The following is a 17,536-nucleotide window of genomic DNA, read 5'->3' as shown; positions in this document are numbered from 1 at the left end:
GTTCAGGCTCCTTTCTGCACGATCGTCTTGGTTCCGCCCCCGGCGAGAACCGTGGCAAGATTGCCCTTCTCGCGGATCGAGAACACGACGATCGGAATATTGTTGTCGCGACAGAGCGCAACGGCGGATGCGTCCATTACCTGCAGGTTATCTGCAAGAACGGTGTCGTAATCGACGGTATCGTAACGCTTGGCGTCCGGGTTCTTCTTCGGGTCACTGTCGTAGACGCCGTCGACGCTGGTGCCCTTCAGCAGCGCATCGCACTGCATTTCGGCGGCACGCAGCGCGGCGCCCGAATCGGTGGTGAAGTAAGGCGCGCCCACGCCGGCAGCGAAGATCACCACGCGGCCCTTTTCCAGATGGCGCTCTGCGCGGCGGCGGATCACCGGCTCGCAGACCTGATCCATCTGCACGGCGGACTGCACGCGGGTATGAACGCCAAGCTGTTCGAGCGCGTTCTGCATGGCCAGCGCGTTCATGACGGTGGCCAGCATGCCCATGTAATCGGCCTGCGCACGGTCCATGCCGCGCGCAGCGCCGGCCATGCCGCGGAAGATATTGCCGCCACCGATGACGAGGCAGATCTCAAGGCCGGTTTCCTTCGCGGCCTTCACTTCCTTGGCCAGTTCCGCAACGAAATCGGAATCGATCCCGAATTGCTGGTTCCCCATCAAGACTTCGCCCGACAGTTTGAGGAGGACGCGCTTGTAGGGGGATGAACTCATGGCCGCACTTCTCCTCGGGGGCTGGATGGCCCCGGCTTTAGGAGCGCGCGCCGAAATTGCCAAGGGGTTGGCTTGTGGATGAGCGTGGATCGGCGCAACGAAGGCTCCATCGAACGCCCGCCGAAAACGCGGTCAATTCCAGATGCCAGCCAATTCCCGCTCTCGCGCATCGTAAATCCGCTGCGCCTGCGCCACCGCGCCCATGCGCGCTTCGGCCCAGTCGATCATCGCCTGCAAGGCCCCCAGCAATTCGCTGCCCAGCGGGCTGATCGCATAGCTGACCGTCACCGGCACGGTCGGCACCACATGCCGCAAGACCAGCCCATCGCGCTCCAGCGAACGCAGAGTCTGGCTAAGCATCTTTTGCGAAATCCCGTCGATCCGTCGCTTCAGCGCATTGAAGCGCGTTTCGCCCTTGCCGAGCGTCAAGAGGATCAGCACGCTCCACTTGTCGGCCACGCGGTCGAGCAATTGCCGCGTTGGGCAATTGGCGGCGTAGACGTCCGGCGCGCGCGGCTCGGAAGTGTCGGTGGTTTCCTCGGCGTAACCCGGTGCGATCAAGGTGCCTTCTTGCATGGCCACATTCGATAACACACTTGGTCACCATTGGATACCTAGTGGAGAATCGATATGAAGATTGCAGTCCTCGGCGCCAGCGGCCGCGCCGGATCGGAAATCGCCAAGGAAGCAGCGGCGCGCGGCCACGAAGTGCTGGCCATCGCGCGCAATCCGGAAAAGATCGCCGTGACCGACGGTGTTGCCGCCAAGGCTGGCGACGCCTCCGATCCCGAAGCACTCGCCGCACTGATTGCCGGTAGCGACGCCGTTATCAGCGCCCTGCACTTCGACGTGCCCGCCGAAACGCTGCTTGCTGCCCTCCGCAAAGCCGGCGTACCTCGCCTGCTCGTCACCGGCGGTGCCGCCAGTCTTGAAGTCGCGCCGGGCGTGCGCGTGATCGACACGCCGGACTTCCCTGAAGCTTGGAAAGGCGCCGCAATGGGCGGGATCACGTTCCTGGACGCGCTGAAGCAGGTCGACGACGTGGACTGGACGTTCTTCTCCCCCGCGGCGCTTATCTTCGAAGGGCCGCGCACCGGCACCTACCGCCCGGGCACCGACCAGCTCGTCACCGACGAGGCGGGCGAGAGCAAGATCAGCTTCGCCGATTACGCCATCGCCATGGTCGACGAACTGGAAGCCCACAAGCACAGCCGCGCACGGTTTACGGCGGCCTACTGATCTACCGAACGGGCAAAGAAAAAGGGCCGGGAAGCCAAAGCTCCCCGGCCCTTTTCATGTTCGGTGTCCCGAAAGATCAGCCTGCGACAGCAGCAGCCACTTCGGCTGCGAAGTCGGTGACTTCCTTCTCGATGCCTTCGCCGAGCTGGAAGCGGACGTAGTCCTTCAGCACGATCTTGGCACCGGCGTCCTTGCCGGCCTGATCGACGACCTGCTGGATCGGCGTCTTGTTGTCCATGACGAAGACCTGCGAAAGCAGAGCGTTTTCCTTGGCGTACTTGGCGATCGCGCCATCGACCATCTTGGCCTGCACGGCTTCGGGCTTGCCCGATTCGGCGGCCTTTTCTTCGGCGATCTTGCGCTCGCGAGCGATCAGCTCGGCGTCGAGATCGTCGGCGTTGAGGGCCAGCGGGAAGGCAGCGGCGATGTGCATCGCGATCTGCTTGCCGAGGGCTTCCAGAACGTCAGCCGAGGCTTCCGATTCGAGAGCGACGAGAACGCCGATCTTGCCGAGGCCAGGAGCAGCAGCGTTGTGCATGTAGGGAACGACGAGGCCCTGAGCGACTTCGACGGTCTTCATGCGGCGAACCTGCTGGTTCTCACCGATGGTCGCAACGTTGTTGGTCAGCGCGTCGCCAACGGTGCCGCCGCCCGGATAGGCAGCAGCCTTGAGGGCTTCCACGTCGTCACCGGCAACGCCGAGAGCGACTTCGGTGGTCTTGCGGACGAAGTCCTGGAACTGGTCGTTCTTCGCAACGAAGTCCGTTTCCGAGTTCACTTCGACGGCAACGCCCTTGGTGCCGGTGACGGCAACGCCGACCAGACCTTCAGCAGCCGTACGGCTGGACTTCTTGGCGGCAGCGGCCAGACCGCGAGCGCGCAGCGCGTCGACAGCGGCTTCGAGATCGCCACCGGTTTCGTCCAGGGCCTTCTTGCAGTCCATCATGCCGGCGCCAGTGCGCTCGCGCAGGTTCTTCACGTCAGCGGCGGTGTAAGCCATCGCTCAAATCCTCTTGCTTGGGTCGAACCACATTGCTGTGGCCTAAAAATGGATGCGCGCCAGGCCCATTGGACCCGGCGCGCGACAATTCCATGACGAAAAAGTCGTCGCCGGACCTATCAGGCCTCGACAGCTTCCTCGACCGGCACGTCCATGGCGCCGATGTCGGCACCGCTCTGGACGAGCGCGTCACGACCGCCCTTGGTGGCAGCCTGAGCGATCGCGTCGCAGTACAGACGCACGGCGCGGCTGGCGTCGTCGTTGCCCGGGATCGGGAACGCGATGCCGTTCGGGTCGACGTTGGTGTCGAGCACGGCGATGACAGGGATGCCGAGGACGTTGGCTTCCTTGATCGCCAGCGCTTCCTTGTTGGCATCGATCACGAACATCACGTCCGGGATGCCGCCCATGTCGCGGATACCGCCGAGCGACAGCTCAAGCTTGTCACGCTCGCGGGTCAGCTGAAGGACTTCCTTCTTGGTGAGACCGGCGGTGTCACCCGAAAGCTGTTCTTCAAGAGCCTTGAAGCGCTTGATCGAACCCGAGATGGTCTTCCAGTTGGTGAGCATGCCGCCCAGCCAGCGGTGGTTGACGTAGTGCTGACCGCAAGCGCGGGCGGCCTGAGCGATCGGCTCCTGAGCCTGGCGCTTGGTGCCGACGAACAGCACCTTGCCACCGGCCTGAACAGTGGCCTGCACGAACTCGAGAGCGCGCGCGAAGAGCGGCACGGTCTGCGAAAGGTCGATGATGTGGATGCCGTTGCGCGCGCCGAAGATGTACGGCTTCATGCGCGGGTTCCAGCGGTGGGTCTGGTGGCCGAAGTGAGCGCCGGCTTCGATGAGCTGCTGCATGGTGACGACAGGTGCCGCCATAAGGTAATTCCTTCCGGTTTGACCTCTGGGAAGCTGGAACCAAGCGGAAGTCCGTAGACTCTGGCCGCCAAAGGCACCGGTATGTGTGCTTCCCATGTGGATTGCCCGAATCGCGAGAGACCGCGAATTCGATCCCTGCTTCAAGCGGGGCCGCCCTTAGTCCCGTTCGCCCGCGAAATCCAGCCCCAATCGCATCGTTCCGCCGAACGCAGCCCGCGACCGGGCCGTCGCACCCCGGTGATCCCGGTGAAACCACATGCTTCTCACAGCTTTTCCACAGAGAAGCCCACATGCGACCGGCACATCGCCGGCGCACCAAGGCAACCCGCAAATTCCGACGCACATTCCGACAAGGCCCTGAACGCCAGAGATTGAAGCCCTGCCCCCGTGCACCTTCGGGACCATCGGCGCGTGGGCTCATGAAGGGAACGAAATGGATCCCGCCATCAGCAATCCGGGAAGGAAGGCCGACCCCTTCCCTGAGAACTCACAAACGGCGTCGCAGCGCAAAACTGACCCATTATGACACACTATTGGTCAATTTTTGCCGCCCTGGCCGGAAAGCCCCGGCAACGCCCTAAAAAGCACCGTGCTTACAGCCGCTTAGCGGTTCGGCATTTTCGTCTTGACAGCGATCGAACAAAAAGAGAACAAATACCTAGACGGAACATTGATAGAACAAGAGTCGGTTTTCCACAAGCCGGGACTCCCGCCGCATCGGCGTCGACGGCTCGAAAGGATTGATCATGACTGCATTTGCTGCCTGCCTCTTCGCCATCACCGCGCTGGCCTCGGCACTGGCGATCATGGCGACGCTTCGCCGCTACGGGCACAGCGCGCTCGCGCTTCCGGCCCGGCTTGCCGCCTGCCCGGAAACGCTGACGATTCATTGGGCCATGGTGGAACGCGTAACGGTGCCGACGCTCGGCACTCTGCGCCGCGATCGCGTTACGCGTCGCCGTGCGCAGACGGTGCAGCGTCCGGGGCTGGACTGGCCGTGCGGGGAACTCGCCGCCTGACCTTCAGGTAAGTCGAGATCCCGATCGGAATCAGCGCGAGATAGACGATGGTGATCACGCCCAGCGTCCACCACGGCTCAAGCCAGAGCGCCGCCACGGTCATGCCGATCAGGGCTATGACGACCAGGCGCAAGCTTGCCGGCGGCCGCATCCGCGACCAGCTGAGCGTCGGCAGGTTGGAAATCATCAGGAAAGCCATCAGCACCATCCACACGCCAACCAGAACCGGATTGGCGAAGATGGGTTCGCCGCTGGCGATCCACAGATAGAGCGGCAGGAAACCGAGCCCCGCGCCAAGCGGTGCGGGAACGCCGGTCAGGAAGCCAGCCTGCTTGTGCGGCTGGTCCAGCATATCCATCCGCGAATTGAAGCGGGCAAGCCGCAGAACGCAGCAGATCGCGAACGCGAGCGCGGCGATCCAGCCAAGGCTGGGAAGCTGATGCAGCGACCAGAGATAGACGATCAGCGCCGGTGCGACGCCGAACGAAATGGAATCGGCCAGACTGTCCAGTTCGGCACCGAAGCGCGTCTGCGCCTTCAGCATGCGCGCCGCGCGGCCATCGATCCCGTCCAGCACACCTGCCAGGATAACCGCGTAGACCGCCCGCTCATAATCGTTGCCGATCGCGAAACGAATGCCGGTCAGGCCCGAGCACAGCGCCGCAGCCGTAATCGCGTTGGGCACGAAAGCCCGCACCGAAAGCCCGGCGCCAAGGCGGCCGCGGCGTTGCAACCGGGCCATCCTGAGGTCGCCGGACTCGTCGATCACTGCGAAATACCCTCGATCACCGGTGCCGCGCCGATTTCGGCAAGCACGGTTTCGCCGGCGACGATGCGCTGGCCCATCAGCACCTTGGGCTCGGTACCAGCAGGCAGATAAACGTCGACGCGGCTGCCAAAGCGGATCAGGCCGATGCGCTGGCCGGCGGCGATGATGTCGCCCGGCTTCACGAATGGCACGATGCGGCGCGCCACCAGCCCTGCGATCTGCGTGAAGCAGATGCGCTGGCCGTCGCCACGTTCGATCAGGATGTGCTGGCGCTCGTTCTCTTCGCTCGCCTTGTCGAGATCGGCATTCATGAAGCGGCCAGGGATGTAGATCACCCGGCGCACCGTGCCGCCGATTGGCGCACGATTGATGTGCACATCGAACACGCTCATGAAGATCGAGATGCGCGTTACCGGCTCGGTCGACATCGGCTGCGATCCGCTGCCGTCCTCCACGGTCAGTTCGCGCGGCGGCGGCACTTTGCCGATCAGCGTGACCAGACCGTCCGCCGGTGCGACGACGAATCGGTCGTCCTGCGGCGTCACGCGCACGGGATCGCGGAAGAAGGCCAGCACGCAGAGCGTCAGTACCGCGAGCGGCCAACCGACCCACGGGCCGACCAGCAACCACGCGACGAGCGCGACTACGCCGGCGATGGCGCCGAACTTGCGACCCTCGGGATGAATAGAGGGCCAGTTCCAGGACGCTTCACCGCGTCCCTGATTATCAAGAATGTCTCCGGGCATCGCCTTCCTCTAATGACAGTGCACCGCTCCCGCAATGCCGGGGGACCGCGATCCGTTCCCGGCCGGGGAAAGATACGGGCAAGAATGTCAGCGCACTCTCAAGGAGTTCGTGTAACTTGACCGACGATGGAGGGTGGCCCCGAAGGGAAGGCTCTTACCGAGAGAGCAGCTGGTGGTGGACAGGGCTGGATTCGAACCAGCGTACGCTTGCACGGGCAGATTTACAGTCTGCTGCCTTTAACCACTCGGCCACCTGTCCACACCAGTTGCTGGCGGCGGAAAACCGACCCCGAAGGAGCGGAACCCGCAGTGTTTCGAAGCGCTGTTGCCAGTGCCTCGCTGCCGAGGAGGGCGCCTATGTAGAACCTGGCCTTGCCTGTCAATGGGGGTACTGGCAGGAGCGGCACAGATTTTTCGAAAAGGATATTTTTCATGAGCAATCGTAGCGACCGGGACGGCGGAAAGCCCGGAAAGGCGCTGCGCGGGCGCGCCGGCCGTATGAAGAACGGGCGCGGCAGCGGTCGTGCCAGCACGGGAATGGTGCGCCTTTGGGGCCGTCACGCCGTGGAAGCGGCGCTGAAGAACCCCGATCGTACCCATAGAAAGCTGTGGGCAACTCGCGAGGGAGTCGAATCTCTTGATGGCGAACTGCCCTCGGACTTCCCCGTAGAGTGGGCACAGCCCGCCGACCTGGCCCGACTCGTCGCGCGCGATGCGCCGCATCAGGGCCTCGTCCTCGAATGCGAACCGCTGGACGACATCTTTATCGACGACGTTCTCGATGGCGATCCCTCGCGCCCGGTGGTCGTACTCGATCAGGTCACGGACCCGCACAATGTCGGCGCCATCATGCGCTCCGCCGTTGCCTTCAATGCCTGCGCCATCGTCACGCAGGACCGTCACGCCCCGCCCGAATCGGGCACGCTGGCGAAAAGCGCATCGGGTGCGCTGGAAATCCTGCCTTGGGTACGCGTGGTGAACCTTGCGCGCGCGCTCGAAGAGATTGCCGAGGCCGGCTACTGGCGCATCGGCCTGGACGGGAACACGGAAACGACGCTGGGCGACGCCCTGCCCGCCGGCCCGGTCGCGCTCGTCCTCGGTGCCGAAGGCGATGGCATGCGTCACAATATCGCCCAGCACTGCGACGCCATCGCCAAGCTGCCCATCAACGAGGCGATGGAGAGCCTGAACGTCTCCAACGCCGCCGCCATCTCGCTCTACGCCGTGGCCACCAGACCCGGCGACTGATTCGAGGGGCCGCAACTATCGGCAGGAGGGAGCATCGCGCGATGCTCCCTCCCCGGCATCGCCAAGGACAATCGCCTGCGATCATCGCAAGCACACAGGGCAAGTGCACAGGGCAAGTACAGGGGGGCAACGACATGACATCGACCGAACGGCGCAATCCGCAACGACGCTTGCTGGCCGGCCTTGCCGTAACGGCACTGGCGATGCTGGCCGCCGCCTGCATTTTCGTGCCCGGCAAGTTTTCCTCCCAGTTGGACCTCAGGAGCGATCGCAGCTTCCGCTTCGCCTATACGGGGGAGATCGTGATGATCCCCCTGCAAAAGTCCAAGGAGACCGCGTTCGAGCCCGAAGCCTGCCATGACGACAACTATGACGAGCGCGCCTGCACCAAGGACGAACTCGCCGACCAGAAGAAGTCATGGGAGGAATCGCGCGCGCAAAAGGCAAAGAGCGATGCAGAGGCCGCCAAGGCGCTGCTCGGCGGAATCGACCCCAACGATCCCCGCGCGGGCGAGGAACTGGCCGCCAAGCTGCGGCGTCAGGTCGGCTGGACCAAGGCGGTCTACAAGGGCGACGGCCGCTTCGATGTCGATTTCGCGCTGCAGGGCAAGCTGGACCACGATTTCGCCTTCCCGACCATAGAGGGCCTCCCGATGGCCAATGCCTTCGTCCAGCTCTCGCTGCGGCAGGATGGCAGCGTGCGGGTGGATGCCCCCGCATTCGGCCCGTCCAAGGGATCGGGCAACATGATGGGATCGATGCTGTCCGGCTTGGCGAGCGCCAGCGATGCAGCGGATGCCGACACTACGGCCGAAGCGGACGGCACATTCGCGATCACCACCGATGGCCAGATCCTGGCCAACAATACCGATGAAGGCCCGCAGAGCGGCCCCAAAGGCCACGTGCTCACCTGGGCAGTCAATGCCCGCACGCCTGCCGCGCCCACGGCGCTGATCAAGCTGAAGCCCTGATCCGATCCAACGGGGCGTCGATCGGGCGCCCCTTCCCATTTCCAGACGCAAAAACGCCGCGCCAACCCTTGTTGATTGGCGCGGCGTAATTACTTCAGCCTGCGAGGCGTGACAGGCCGCCGGAACAGCTGCTTAGTTGACAGCGTCCTTCAGGCCCTTGCCGGCCTTGAACTTCGGCTGAGCCGAAGCCTTGATTTCCATCGGTTCGCCGGTGCGCGGGTTGCGACCGGTCGAAGCCTTGCGCTTGGCAACCGAGAAGGTGCCGAAACCGACCAGGCGAACTTCATCGCCCTTCTTCAGCGCGCCCGAAATGGCTTCGAAAACGCTTTCCACTGCCTTGGTGGCGTCGCTGCGGGTAAGGCCACTCGAGTCTGCGACCGCGCCGATGAGATCGTTCTTGTTCATTATTGGGTACCCCCTAACCTTTCAGTGGAAACAGGATGTGATGGGATAATTTAGGATTCGCCTCTGAGCGGCACGGAATTGAGCGGTTTTTGCCGACGCTGTCAAAGCCTAAACAAGGCCGAAACGCGCAGTTTATCGTGTTTTTCCGCCACTCAGATGACGTTTTCGACAATTGCGATGCCTAGATACCCGGCGGAGAACCGGCCCACAGGCTCAAGCGCCCGGTCAGGGCAGGCTTTCCCCTGTGATTCCAGAGTGCTCCACGCACTATTTGCGCTGATTCGCCTCATGAAATGAGAGGGGTGAATTTTCCGAATGGTGATAGTCGCATTGCCTGCAGACGCAAAAAAGGCGGTTCGATAAATCGAACCGCCTTTCTGGCTGCCCCGCCCTTTCAGGCGGAGCGATCGGCCAAAGCTTACGCCTTGACTTCGTTGACGCGGCGCTCGGCGATGCGGGCGCGCTTGCCGGTACGACCACGCAGGTAGTACAGCTTCGCACGACGCACGACGCCGCGGCGGACAACGGTGATCGAATCGATGTTCGGCGAGTAAAGCGGGAATACGCGCTCCACGCCTTCACCGAAGCTCATCTTGCGAACGGTGAAGTTCGAACCCATGCCACGGTTCGAACGCGCGATGCACACGCCCTCGTAAGCCTGGACGCGGGTACGGGTGCCTTCAACCACCTTCACGCCGACGCGGACGGTGTCGCCCGGACGGAAGGTAGGGATATCCTTGGCGGCCTTGGCAATTTCCTCGGCCTCGATCTGCTGAATCAGGTTCATGAACCTAAGTCCTCGTTTTTGCGCCGCGCACCAGAGGCAGACTGGCCCCGAACGTCACTGCGACGTTCCCAAAGGTCCGGCCTGCGTGACCGTGTATCTTCCTCCGCCTGTCGTTTCCGCCAGGCGGCGATCTTCGCATGATCCCCCGATCGCAGCACTTCAGGGATCGTGCGCCCTTCCCACTCGGTGGGCCGGGTAAACTGCGGGTATTCGAGAAGACCGTCCTCGAACGATTCCTCGGTCCCGCTGGAAGCCGCGCCCATTACGCCGGGAAGCAGCCGAATGCAAGCGTCTAACAGCAGGATTGCCGCGGGTTCGCCGCCCGAAAGCACCGCATCGCCGACCGACATCTCTTCCACTTGGCGGCCTTCGAAGATGCGCTCGTCAAAACCTTCGAACCGGCCGCAGAGAATGGTGACGCCGGGGCCGTCCGCCAGTTCGCGCACGCGCTGCTGCGAAATCGGCTTGCCGCGCGGGGTCATGGCGATGATCGGGGCGTCGGGGTTGATCGAGCGGGCGTGGTCGATCGCCGCGGCCAGAACGTCCACCTTCAGCACCATGCCGGCGCCGCCGCCGGCGGGCGTGTCGTCCACGGTGCGGTGCTTGTCAGTGGTGAAATCGCGGATGTGGACGGGGTTCATGGCCCACTTACCCTCGGCCAGCGCCCTGCCCGCCAGGCTGATACCGAGCGAGCCGGGAAACATCTCCGGATAGAGGGTGAGGACGGTGGCGTTGAAAGTCATGCCCCCGCGCAAAGCCCAATTCGGCGGTTGCGGCAAGAGGAAAGCGCCGGATTTACGCCCTTCAGAGCGGTTCCCATACCTCGGCCGGCAGGAAACCACGGTCGGCGGCGACCTCCTCTCGCAGCCATTCGCGCAGGCGCTCGATCTTGCGCACGCCCACGCGGCTTTCCGAATGGATCAGCCATTGCGCCGGGCCGGGATAGTAGAGCGTGTCGAAAGGCTGGACGAGCCGCCCCGCTTCCAGATCGGCGCGCCAGAATAGAGGAGACATCAACGCGATGCCGAACCCTTCGCGCATCGCCGTCGCTTCCTGAAGCTGGTTGTCGAACACGATGCCGGTGCGCGGCGGTGGCGGTGTGCCAATCCCGGCGGCGGCAAACCAGCCTGCCCACCAACGGTCGTTCGGCGCGAAGCGCTCCACTGCCAGGAGGTCTTCCGGCTTTTCGATGCGATTCTTTTCGAGGAAGACGGGCGCACAGATCGGAGAGAAGTGCTGGCGGAAGAGAAATTCTGCGCGGAGCCCATCCCACTTGCCGTAGCCGACGCGGATCGCCGCATCGTAGGGTGAGGTCGCCAGATCGACGACTTCGTTGCTGAGCGACATGCGCACCGCCAGATCGGGATGGCGCAGTTGGAACCGGCCGATCCGCTCGCTGATCCACGTCGCGCCGATGGAGACCGAGGCATTGAGCGAAAGCACGTCCTCATCTTCGCTCCACACCGCTGCGAAGGCGTCGGTCATCGACGCGAAGGCGCCGGTCAGGGAGGGCAGCAGGCGGCGCCCGACATCGGAGAGATGCACCCTGCCCTTTTCGCGTACGAACAGCGGCTTGCCGACGCGGTCCTCCAACTGGCGGATCTGGTAGGAGACCGCCGCCTGCGTCATCCCCAGTTCCTCCGCCGCGCGCGAGAAATTCTCGTGGCGGCCGGCAGCCTCGAAAGCGCGGATGGCGGTCAGGGGCGGCAGGCGATCCATGCCGAGATGATAAGCCAGCCTTATAACCCTTGCCAGAGGCTTTGTTGGCGAAATGACGCCCGATCAAGCAGATTCCTTCTCATCCGATGGAGGAACCGGACAATGCAGGATCAACACTTCATGCAGCAGTGGAATGCCGGCCATGGCCGGTTTTCCGAAGATTTCGATAGCCTGGCCCGCAAGCTTTTCGCCGCCATTGGCAGTGGCCTGCGCGGCGGGCAGCGCAAGGACCCAGACGACAAGAACCGGCACCCTGCCCCGCAGGAATGCCCTTTGGCACGCAGGGCGCGGCTGACAGGGATCGGCATCCTCGCCGGCGTTCTGGCGGGGTCAACGCTGGCTATGGTGGCGCCGCTCGTAACCGCGCTGGATTGCCCGCAGCAGGCCAACCAGATCTGCATCAGGGCGGCGCTCGCCTGAAACTTCACAAGAACCTGAAAGCAGAAAGGCCGCCCCGAAGGGCGGCCTTTCCTTTATTCTTCCGCGAAGGCGGCGTTGATGACCAAGCGTTCGTGATCCCACTCGGGGACGGCGGCGGAGGTCATCGGCACCATGAAGCGGCGCCGTTTCCCATCCTCGCCCACCGGACGCTCGATCTCGATCACGTCACCGGCACCGAAGTTTTCGACCCCGATGCAGATGCCGAGTTCGTCACCCGCGTCGGAGACGGCGCGCAGGCCCAGCAGGTCGGCGTGATAGTACTCGCCTTCCTCCAGTTCCGGCATCGACGCGCGCGGAACGGTGAGCGCGGTGCCGCGCAGCTTCTCGGCAGCCGTGCGATCCGGCACTTCCTCGAAACGCGCAATCGCGCCGCCCTTGCCATCATCGCGCAGCTTGGCGAGCGTCAGAGTGGAATCGTTGCCCATTGACTCGTTGAAGGCGCGGTAGCGCTTGAGCGCCGCCACGCCTTCACCGAACAGCTTGAGGCGAACCTCGCCCGTCACGCCGTGCGCGCCGGTAACGGCAGCAAGCGTGACGGGGCGGTCTTGACCAGCCATCTGGATCGAACCTGAAGCTTAGGCTTCGGTCGATTCCTCGGCAGCTGCTTCAGCCGGAGCTTCTTCAGCGGCCGGAGCGGCAGCAGCAGCGGCGGCAGCTTCTTCAGCTTCGCGCAGCTTCTCGGCCTTTTCCTCGGCGCGGTCCTTGGCCTTCTGGCCCGGCTCGCCCTTCTTGGCGTTCACGGTAGCGGCGCGCTCCTTGATACCGGCCTTGTCGAGCAGGCGGGCAACGCGGTCGGTCGGCTGGGCGCCAACGCCGAGCCAGTAGCGCACGCGGTCTTCGACCAGACGGACGCGGTTTTCGTCGTCCTTGGCGAGGATCGGGTTGTAGGTGCCGACCTGCTCAAGATACTTGCCGTCACGCGGAGCGCGCGAGTTGGAGACGACGATCTTGTAGTAAGGACGCTTCTTCGCGCCACCACGCGACAGACGGATCGAAACGGACATTGTTCTACCTTTCCTTCAAATCTTCAAAAATTACTTCTTAAGAAACTTGCTGAGATCGGGACCACCGAGGCCCGGCATACCGCCGCCACCAAGACCGCCGCCCAGTCCGGGCATGGCAGCATCGAGGCCGCCCTTGCCGAACATCGCGGCCAGCCCCTTGAGGCCGCCCATCTTCTTGATCTGCTTCATGGCCTTGGACATCTCCATGTGCATTTTCAGCAGCTTGTTGACGTCCTGAACCTGGGTACCCGAACCGTTGGCGACGCGGATCTTGCGCTTGGCATTCAGCAACGCGGGATTGGCGCGCTCCTTCGGCGTCATCGAGCCGATGATCGCATCCATGCGCAGCAGCACGCGGTCGTCCATACCGGACGCCTGCATTGCCGCCTTGGCCTTCTTCATGCCCGGCATCATGCCGGCCAGAGCGCCAAGGCCGCCCATCTTCTGCATCTGGCTGAGCTGGGTGCGCAGGTCGTTCATGTCGAACTTGCCCTGCTCCATGCGCTTGGCCAGCGCTTCGGCTTCCTCGACCTTGACCGCTTCGGCCGCCTTTTCGACGATCGAGACGATATCGCCCATGCCAAGGATGCGGTTGGCGACACGGCTGGGGTGGAAGACCTCAAGGGCCTCCATCTTTTCGCCGGTGCCCGCGAACTTGATCGGCTTGCCGGTAACGGCCCGCATCGACAGTGCCGCGCCGCCGCGCGCATCACCGTCCATACGGGTGAGCACGACGCCGGTAAGATCGACTTCGCCGGCGAACGACTGCGCGACGTTGACCGCGTCCTGACCCGTCAGCGAGTCGACCACGAGCAGCGTTTCACGGGGGTTCGAGATGGCGGCAACCGCCTTCATCTCGTCCATCAGCTGCGTATCGACGTGGAGACGGCCGGCGGTGTCGAGCAGCAGCACGTCCACGGCCTGAAGGCGGGCGGACTGCATCGCACGGGTGGCGATCTCGGTCGGCTGCTGGCCGGCGATGATCGGCAAGGTGGCAACGCCCACCTGCTCACCCAGAACGCGAAGCTGTTCCTGCGCGGCCGGACGGTTGACGTCCAGCGAGGCCATCAGAACCTTCTTGCCCTGCTTCTCCCTCAGGAGGCGGGCAATTTTGGCCGTGCTGGTGGTCTTACCCGAACCCTGCAGACCGACCATCATGATGACGACCGGCGGAACCGCCTCCAGATCGAGTTCGGCGGTCTGGTCACCACCGAGCATGTCGATCAGTGCGTCATTGACGATCTTGACGACCTGCTGGCCGGGCGTGACCGACTTCAGGACCGACTGGCCAACAGCCTTTTCGGTGACCTGATCGACGAAGCGGCGCACGACGGGGAGCGCGACATCGGCTTCGAGCAGCGCGATGCGCACTTCGCGCATGGCATCGCGAACGTCCTGCTCCTTGAGCGCGCCGCGGCCACGCAGCTTGTCGAAAACGCCACCAAGACGATCCGAAAGGCTGTCGAACATGCCTAACTCCACTTTTGGCCGACCATTGGGCCAGCCAGAACGCCAAAAACGCCGGTGGGCGAAACCTCGCTGACCGGCGTGACGGAAACCTTATGCGAAAAACGCCGGCGGACGAAACCTCGTCGGCCAGCGTATCGCGTTTCCGCGAAACTGATATGTCGAAATAACCGTCTTCGAACAATCTTGGAAGGCTATTTCGGTGAAATGGTGGAGCCTAGCGGGATCGAACCGCTGACCTCCTGCATGCCATGCAGGCGCTCTCCCAGCTGAGCTAAGGCCCCAATCATTTCATCGGATCGACCTGGGAGGTTCGATCCGTTTCCCGTCTTTCGGCCAGTCGCTATGACTTGCCTCCGCTTGGGAGGCCGCCCTCTAGATGGGGTTATCCAGACTGGCAAGAGGAAATTTTCACGGACCTGTCATTTTTCGGATGAGGGGTGGAAAAGTGCTCCACTGCCCCTCCCCATCCACCCCCGCTCATCCTGAGCTTGTCGAAGGATGGAGGTCTGGCGCCACGACGCAGGGGGCTTCGACAAGCTCAGCCTGAGCGGGATTGAGAGCGATTGGCCCACGAGGGTGCGCCTGCCGCAAAAAGAAAGGGCGCGGCCACCGAAGCGCCGCGCCCTTTCCCTTGATGGATGCGTACCGAGACTTACTCGTCGCGATCGCCGTCGTCGTCGCCGCCGCCGATGCCGAGATCGTCGTCACCGCCGAGGTCGACGTCGTTGTCCGGCGAATCGCCGTCCTCATCGATGTCCAGATCCTCTTCGGCGAGATCCGAATCCTCGGTCTCGACGACTTCCTTCTTCTGGATTTCCTCATAGGGAATCGGCTGCTTGGACTTCAGCACCGGCTCCGGGTGCCACGAATGGCCGCACTCGATGCAGGTGACCGGGTCGTCCTTGCCCAGGTCGTAGAAGCGGGTGCCGCATTTCGGGCAGCCGTGCTTGGCGCCCCACTCAGGCTTTGCCATGAAATGTCCTCATACTGCGCGCCCGAAGAGTACGGGCGAGAATTCCGTGTCTTGATGGGAGGGCCGGCGCGCAAAATCAAGCGCCCCGGCACCATCAGGGCGCGCGCCTTGCCATAGGCCGCACCCGCTGTCAAAAGCCCCGCGATTTTGCGCCCCTCCAGTATCGAGAGAAGCACGCCCGTGAGCCACGACACCACCACCCCCATGCGCCCCCGCCGTTTTCTGCCCGCAGGTCCGCTGAAGGGCAGGATTCGCGTGCCGGGCGACAAGTCGATCAGCCACCGCTCGATCATGCTGGGCGCGCTGGCCGTGGGCGAAACCCGCGTGACCGGCCTGCTGGAAGGTGAGGACGTGCTGGCCACCGCCGCCGCCATGCGCGCCATGGGCGCCAGCGTCGAACGCGTCGGAGACGGCGAATGGCGGGTGAACGGCGTGGGTGTCGGCGCCCTGCTCCAGCCCGAAGGCCCGGTGGACATGGGCAATTCCGGCACGTCTACCCGCCTGCTGATGGGCCTTGTCGCCAGCCATCCGATCAATGTCAGCTTCACTGGCGACGCCTCGCTCTCCAAGCGCCCGATGGGCCGCGTGATCGATCCGCTTTCGGAAATGGGCGCCAGCTTCGAAGCCAGCGAGGGAGGCCGCCTGCCGCTGATCGTGCGCGGCGCCTCTCCGGCCGTGCCGATCACTTACCGCCTGCCGGTCGCCTCCGCTCAGGTAAAAAGCGCCATCCTGCTCGCCGGCCTCAACACGCCGGGCGAGACCACCGTGATCGAGCCGGTGCCGACCCGCGATCACTCCGAACGCATGCTCAAGGGCTTCGGCGCCGACCTTTCCGTCACCGTGGAAGCCGATGGCACCCGCGTCATCACCATCAAGGGTGAAGCCGAACTCAAGCCGCAAGTTATCGACGTGCCGGGCGACCCCTCCTCGGCCGCCTTCTTCATCGTGGCCGCACTGGTGACGCCGGGCAGCGAAGTCGTGATCGAGAATGTCGGCCTCAACCCCACCCGCGCCGGCCTTGTCGAAGTGCTGCGCCAGATGGGCGGCCAGATCGAGTTCCTGAACGAACGCGAGGTCGGCGGCGAGCCGGTGGCGGACCTGCTGGTCAAGCACTCGGCGCTCAAGGGCATCGAAGTCGATCCCGCCATCGCGCCGGCCATGATCGACGAATTCCCCGTGCTCTTCGTAGCCGCCTCGCTGGCCGAGGGCGTCACCGTCACCAGCGGTCTGGACGAACTGCGCGTGAAGGAATCGGACCGCCTCTCCGCCATGGCCGCCGCACTGACGCTGGCCGGCGCGCAGATCGAGGAGCGCGAGGATGGCCTGGTCATCACCGGCACCGGCGGCACGCCGCTGCCGGGGACGGCCGGCGACGCGCAAGTCACCACCCACCTCGACCACCGCATCGCCATGTCGATGGCGGTTGCCGGTCTGGTCAGCAGCGGCGGCGTGGAAGTGGACGACACCCGCCCGATCGCCACCAGCTTCCCCAATTTCGAGGACTTGCTGGCCAGCCTCGCCGGATAAGGGCATTCTCGCAGCGGGCAGCTCCGTCCCGGACGCCGCCCGCTGACGGGAGCCCGCATGATCCTCGACCTGCCGGAATGGCTCAGCAACACCCTTGGCTTCACCGGCACGGCGTTCTGCATCATCGCCTATGCCTACATCACCTATGAGGACAACCCGAACCGCTACCTCCAGCACGGGCTGAACTTCGTAGGCGCAGTGCTGCTGCTGATTTCGCTGATGGTGAACGTGAACCTGCCCTCGATCGCGATGGAAGGGCTATGGGCCATCGTGGCCGGCTGGGGGCTGATGAAGGCCTTCCTTTCGCGCCGCGAAAGCACGTGAAACGGCGCATCCCGATTCATCCGGTTACCTTTCGACAAGGATCATGGGCATAGCCTCCGGCGTGAAAGGAGGCTGTCATGGAATCGAATCGGGCGCCCAGCTTGCGCCGATATCTGGGCGCGCTGCCCCTGCCCCTGCTGGCCACGCTTACCCTGATCCTGCCGCTGATCGGCGCCAGCCTTGGCGTCGCGGTGGTGATGGTGGCTTGGCTGGCCCGCGATTCCGGGCGTTTCGAGCAGGAACTGATCGAGATCTATGGTGCGGACAGCCCCGAACTCACCACCCCGGAAGCCTGAC

At 63.9% G+C, this 17,536-nt stretch carries 22 protein-coding genes and 2 tRNA genes; 8 read left to right on the top strand and 16 right to left on the bottom strand.

All coding sequences use genetic code 11. From position 1 onward, the window contains the following. Positions 1-2: 2 nt before the first annotated feature. Positions 3-725, bottom strand: a complete 723-nt coding sequence (gene pyrH / locus ACZ1JV_RS14965; RefSeq protein ID WP_395327081.1) for a UMP kinase — start codon at positions 723-725, stop codon at positions 3-5. 132 nt (positions 726-857) lie between these two features. Next, the gene (locus tag ACZ1JV_RS14960) at positions 858-1,301 is read right to left on the bottom strand and encodes a winged helix-turn-helix transcriptional regulator (protein WP_465152165.1); all 444 of its coding nucleotides are present in this window, start codon (positions 1,299-1,301) and stop codon (positions 858-860) included. Positions 1,302-1,355: 54 nt separating this feature from the next. Between ACZ1JV_RS14960 and ACZ1JV_RS14955 the strand changes: the two genes are divergently transcribed. Further along, the gene (locus tag ACZ1JV_RS14955; RefSeq protein ID WP_465152164.1) at positions 1,356-1,964 is read left to right on the top strand and encodes an NAD(P)-dependent oxidoreductase; all 609 of its coding nucleotides are present in this window, start codon (positions 1,356-1,358) and stop codon (positions 1,962-1,964) included. Positions 1,965-2,040: 76 nt separating this feature from the next. On the opposite strand, the gene tsf is transcribed toward ACZ1JV_RS14955, so the two are convergent. Both tsf and rpsB read right to left on the bottom strand, forming a co-directional pair. After that, positions 2,041-2,964 carry a translation elongation factor Ts gene (tsf, locus tag ACZ1JV_RS14950; protein WP_465137890.1) on the bottom strand — a complete coding sequence of 308 codons (924 nt, stop codon included), beginning with the start codon at positions 2,962-2,964 and terminating at the stop codon, positions 2,041-2,043. 119 nt (positions 2,965-3,083) lie between these two features. Then, positions 3,084-3,836 carry a 30S ribosomal protein S2 gene (gene rpsB, locus ACZ1JV_RS14945; RefSeq protein ID WP_142632790.1) on the bottom strand — a complete coding sequence of 251 codons (753 nt, stop codon included), beginning with the start codon at positions 3,834-3,836 and terminating at the stop codon, positions 3,084-3,086. A gap of 746 nt (positions 3,837-4,582) precedes the next feature. Here rpsB and ACZ1JV_RS14940 point away from each other — a divergent pair. Continuing rightward, positions 4,583-4,855, top strand: coding sequence for a hypothetical protein (locus ACZ1JV_RS14940; RefSeq protein ID WP_465152163.1), 273 nt, complete (start codon positions 4,583-4,585; stop codon positions 4,853-4,855). Here ACZ1JV_RS14940 and ACZ1JV_RS14935 read toward each other — a convergent pair. The 3 genes from ACZ1JV_RS14935 to ACZ1JV_RS14925 form a co-directional block, all read right to left on the bottom strand. Then, the gene (locus ACZ1JV_RS14935) at positions 4,785-5,624 is read right to left on the bottom strand and encodes a CDP-alcohol phosphatidyltransferase family protein (protein ID WP_465152162.1); all 840 of its coding nucleotides are present in this window, start codon (positions 5,622-5,624) and stop codon (positions 4,785-4,787) included. The two genes, ACZ1JV_RS14940 and ACZ1JV_RS14935, sit on opposite strands and share 71 nt — an antisense overlap. Beyond that, a complete protein-coding gene (locus ACZ1JV_RS14930) occupies positions 5,621-6,370 on the bottom strand; it encodes a phosphatidylserine decarboxylase (RefSeq protein WP_395394313.1) in 750 nt (249 codons plus the stop codon). The genes ACZ1JV_RS14935 and ACZ1JV_RS14930 overlap by 4 nt, the downstream gene beginning before the upstream one ends. A 173-nt stretch (positions 6,371-6,543) precedes the next feature. Then, positions 6,544-6,629, bottom strand: a tRNA-Tyr gene (locus ACZ1JV_RS14925). Positions 6,630-6,802: 173 nt separating this feature from the next. Here ACZ1JV_RS14925 and ACZ1JV_RS14920 point away from each other — a divergent pair. Both ACZ1JV_RS14920 and ACZ1JV_RS14915 read left to right on the top strand, forming a co-directional pair. Next, the gene (locus ACZ1JV_RS14920; protein ID WP_465137887.1) at positions 6,803-7,618 is read left to right on the top strand and encodes a TrmH family RNA methyltransferase; all 816 of its coding nucleotides are present in this window, start codon (positions 6,803-6,805) and stop codon (positions 7,616-7,618) included. A gap of 134 nt (positions 7,619-7,752) precedes the next feature. Next, positions 7,753-8,589, top strand: coding sequence for a hypothetical protein (locus ACZ1JV_RS14915; RefSeq protein ID WP_465152161.1), 837 nt, complete (start codon positions 7,753-7,755; stop codon positions 8,587-8,589). Positions 8,590-8,721: 132 nt separating this feature from the next. Here ACZ1JV_RS14915 and ACZ1JV_RS14910 read toward each other — a convergent pair whose 3' ends face one another. The 4 genes from ACZ1JV_RS14910 to ACZ1JV_RS14895 all read right to left on the bottom strand — a co-directional run bounded on the left by ACZ1JV_RS14910 (position 8,722) and on the right by ACZ1JV_RS14895 (position 11,500). Then, positions 8,722-8,994: an HU family DNA-binding protein gene (locus ACZ1JV_RS14910; RefSeq protein WP_465137885.1), complete on the bottom strand. Its 273-nt coding sequence runs from the start codon at positions 8,992-8,994 to the stop codon at positions 8,722-8,724. 418 nt (positions 8,995-9,412) lie between these two features. Further along, positions 9,413-9,781 (bottom strand): 50S ribosomal protein L19, encoded by a 369-nt coding sequence (gene rplS, locus ACZ1JV_RS14905; protein WP_465137884.1) that lies wholly within the window; start codon positions 9,779-9,781, stop codon positions 9,413-9,415. Then, positions 9,778-10,524 carry a tRNA (guanosine(37)-N1)-methyltransferase TrmD gene (trmD, locus tag ACZ1JV_RS14900; protein WP_465152160.1) on the bottom strand — a complete coding sequence of 249 codons (747 nt, stop codon included), beginning with the start codon at positions 10,522-10,524 and terminating at the stop codon, positions 9,778-9,780. The genes rplS and trmD overlap by 4 nt, the downstream gene beginning before the upstream one ends. 61 nt (positions 10,525-10,585) lie before the next feature. Further along, positions 10,586-11,500: a LysR substrate-binding domain-containing protein gene (locus ACZ1JV_RS14895; protein WP_465152159.1), complete on the bottom strand. Its 915-nt coding sequence runs from the start codon at positions 11,498-11,500 to the stop codon at positions 10,586-10,588. Between the two features lie 102 nt (positions 11,501-11,602). On the opposite strand from ACZ1JV_RS14895, the gene ACZ1JV_RS14890 reads away from it, so the two are divergent. After that, entirely contained in the window at positions 11,603-11,920 is a 318-nt protein-coding gene (locus ACZ1JV_RS14890; protein ID WP_465152158.1) for a hypothetical protein, read from the top strand. Positions 11,921-11,973: 53 nt separating this feature from the next. Here ACZ1JV_RS14890 and rimM read toward each other — a convergent pair whose 3' ends face one another. The 5 genes from rimM to ACZ1JV_RS14865 form a co-directional block, all read right to left on the bottom strand. Further along, a complete protein-coding gene (rimM, locus tag ACZ1JV_RS14885) occupies positions 11,974-12,498 on the bottom strand; it encodes a ribosome maturation factor RimM (RefSeq protein WP_465152157.1) in 525 nt (174 codons plus the stop codon). An 18-nt stretch (positions 12,499-12,516) separates the two neighbouring features. After that, a complete protein-coding gene (gene rpsP, locus ACZ1JV_RS14880) occupies positions 12,517-12,945 on the bottom strand; it encodes a 30S ribosomal protein S16 (RefSeq protein ID WP_086493416.1) in 429 nt (142 codons plus the stop codon). Positions 12,946-12,975: 30 nt separating this feature from the next. Next, complete coding sequence (ffh, locus tag ACZ1JV_RS14875; RefSeq protein ID WP_465152156.1) at positions 12,976-14,415, bottom strand: signal recognition particle protein; 1,440 nt, start codon at positions 14,413-14,415, stop codon at positions 12,976-12,978. A 205-nt stretch (positions 14,416-14,620) separates the two neighbouring features. Continuing rightward, positions 14,621-14,696 (bottom strand) — tRNA-Ala (locus tag ACZ1JV_RS14870). A gap of 371 nt (positions 14,697-15,067) precedes the next feature. Beyond that, positions 15,068-15,388: a TIGR02300 family protein gene (locus ACZ1JV_RS14865; protein ID WP_465137878.1), complete on the bottom strand. Its 321-nt coding sequence runs from the start codon at positions 15,386-15,388 to the stop codon at positions 15,068-15,070. Between the two features lie 204 nt (positions 15,389-15,592). Between ACZ1JV_RS14865 and aroA the strand changes: the two genes are divergently transcribed. The 3 genes from aroA to ACZ1JV_RS14850 all read left to right on the top strand — a co-directional run bounded on the left by aroA (position 15,593) and on the right by ACZ1JV_RS14850 (position 17,535). Then, positions 15,593-16,915, top strand: a complete 1,323-nt coding sequence (gene aroA / locus ACZ1JV_RS14860) for a 3-phosphoshikimate 1-carboxyvinyltransferase (RefSeq protein WP_465152578.1) — start codon at positions 15,593-15,595, stop codon at positions 16,913-16,915. A 57-nt stretch (positions 16,916-16,972) separates the two neighbouring features. Further along, positions 16,973-17,239: a CBU_0592 family membrane protein gene (locus ACZ1JV_RS14855; RefSeq protein WP_465137877.1), complete on the top strand. Its 267-nt coding sequence runs from the start codon at positions 16,973-16,975 to the stop codon at positions 17,237-17,239. A 77-nt stretch (positions 17,240-17,316) separates the two neighbouring features. Then, positions 17,317-17,535: a hypothetical protein gene (locus ACZ1JV_RS14850; RefSeq protein WP_465152155.1), complete on the top strand. Its 219-nt coding sequence runs from the start codon at positions 17,317-17,319 to the stop codon at positions 17,533-17,535. The last annotated feature ends 1 nt before the right edge of the window (position 17,536 follow it).

It is taken from the genome of Novosphingobium sp. BL-S-19, from assembly GCF_055521675.1.
This window is presented reverse-complemented; position numbering and strand designations above follow the sequence as displayed.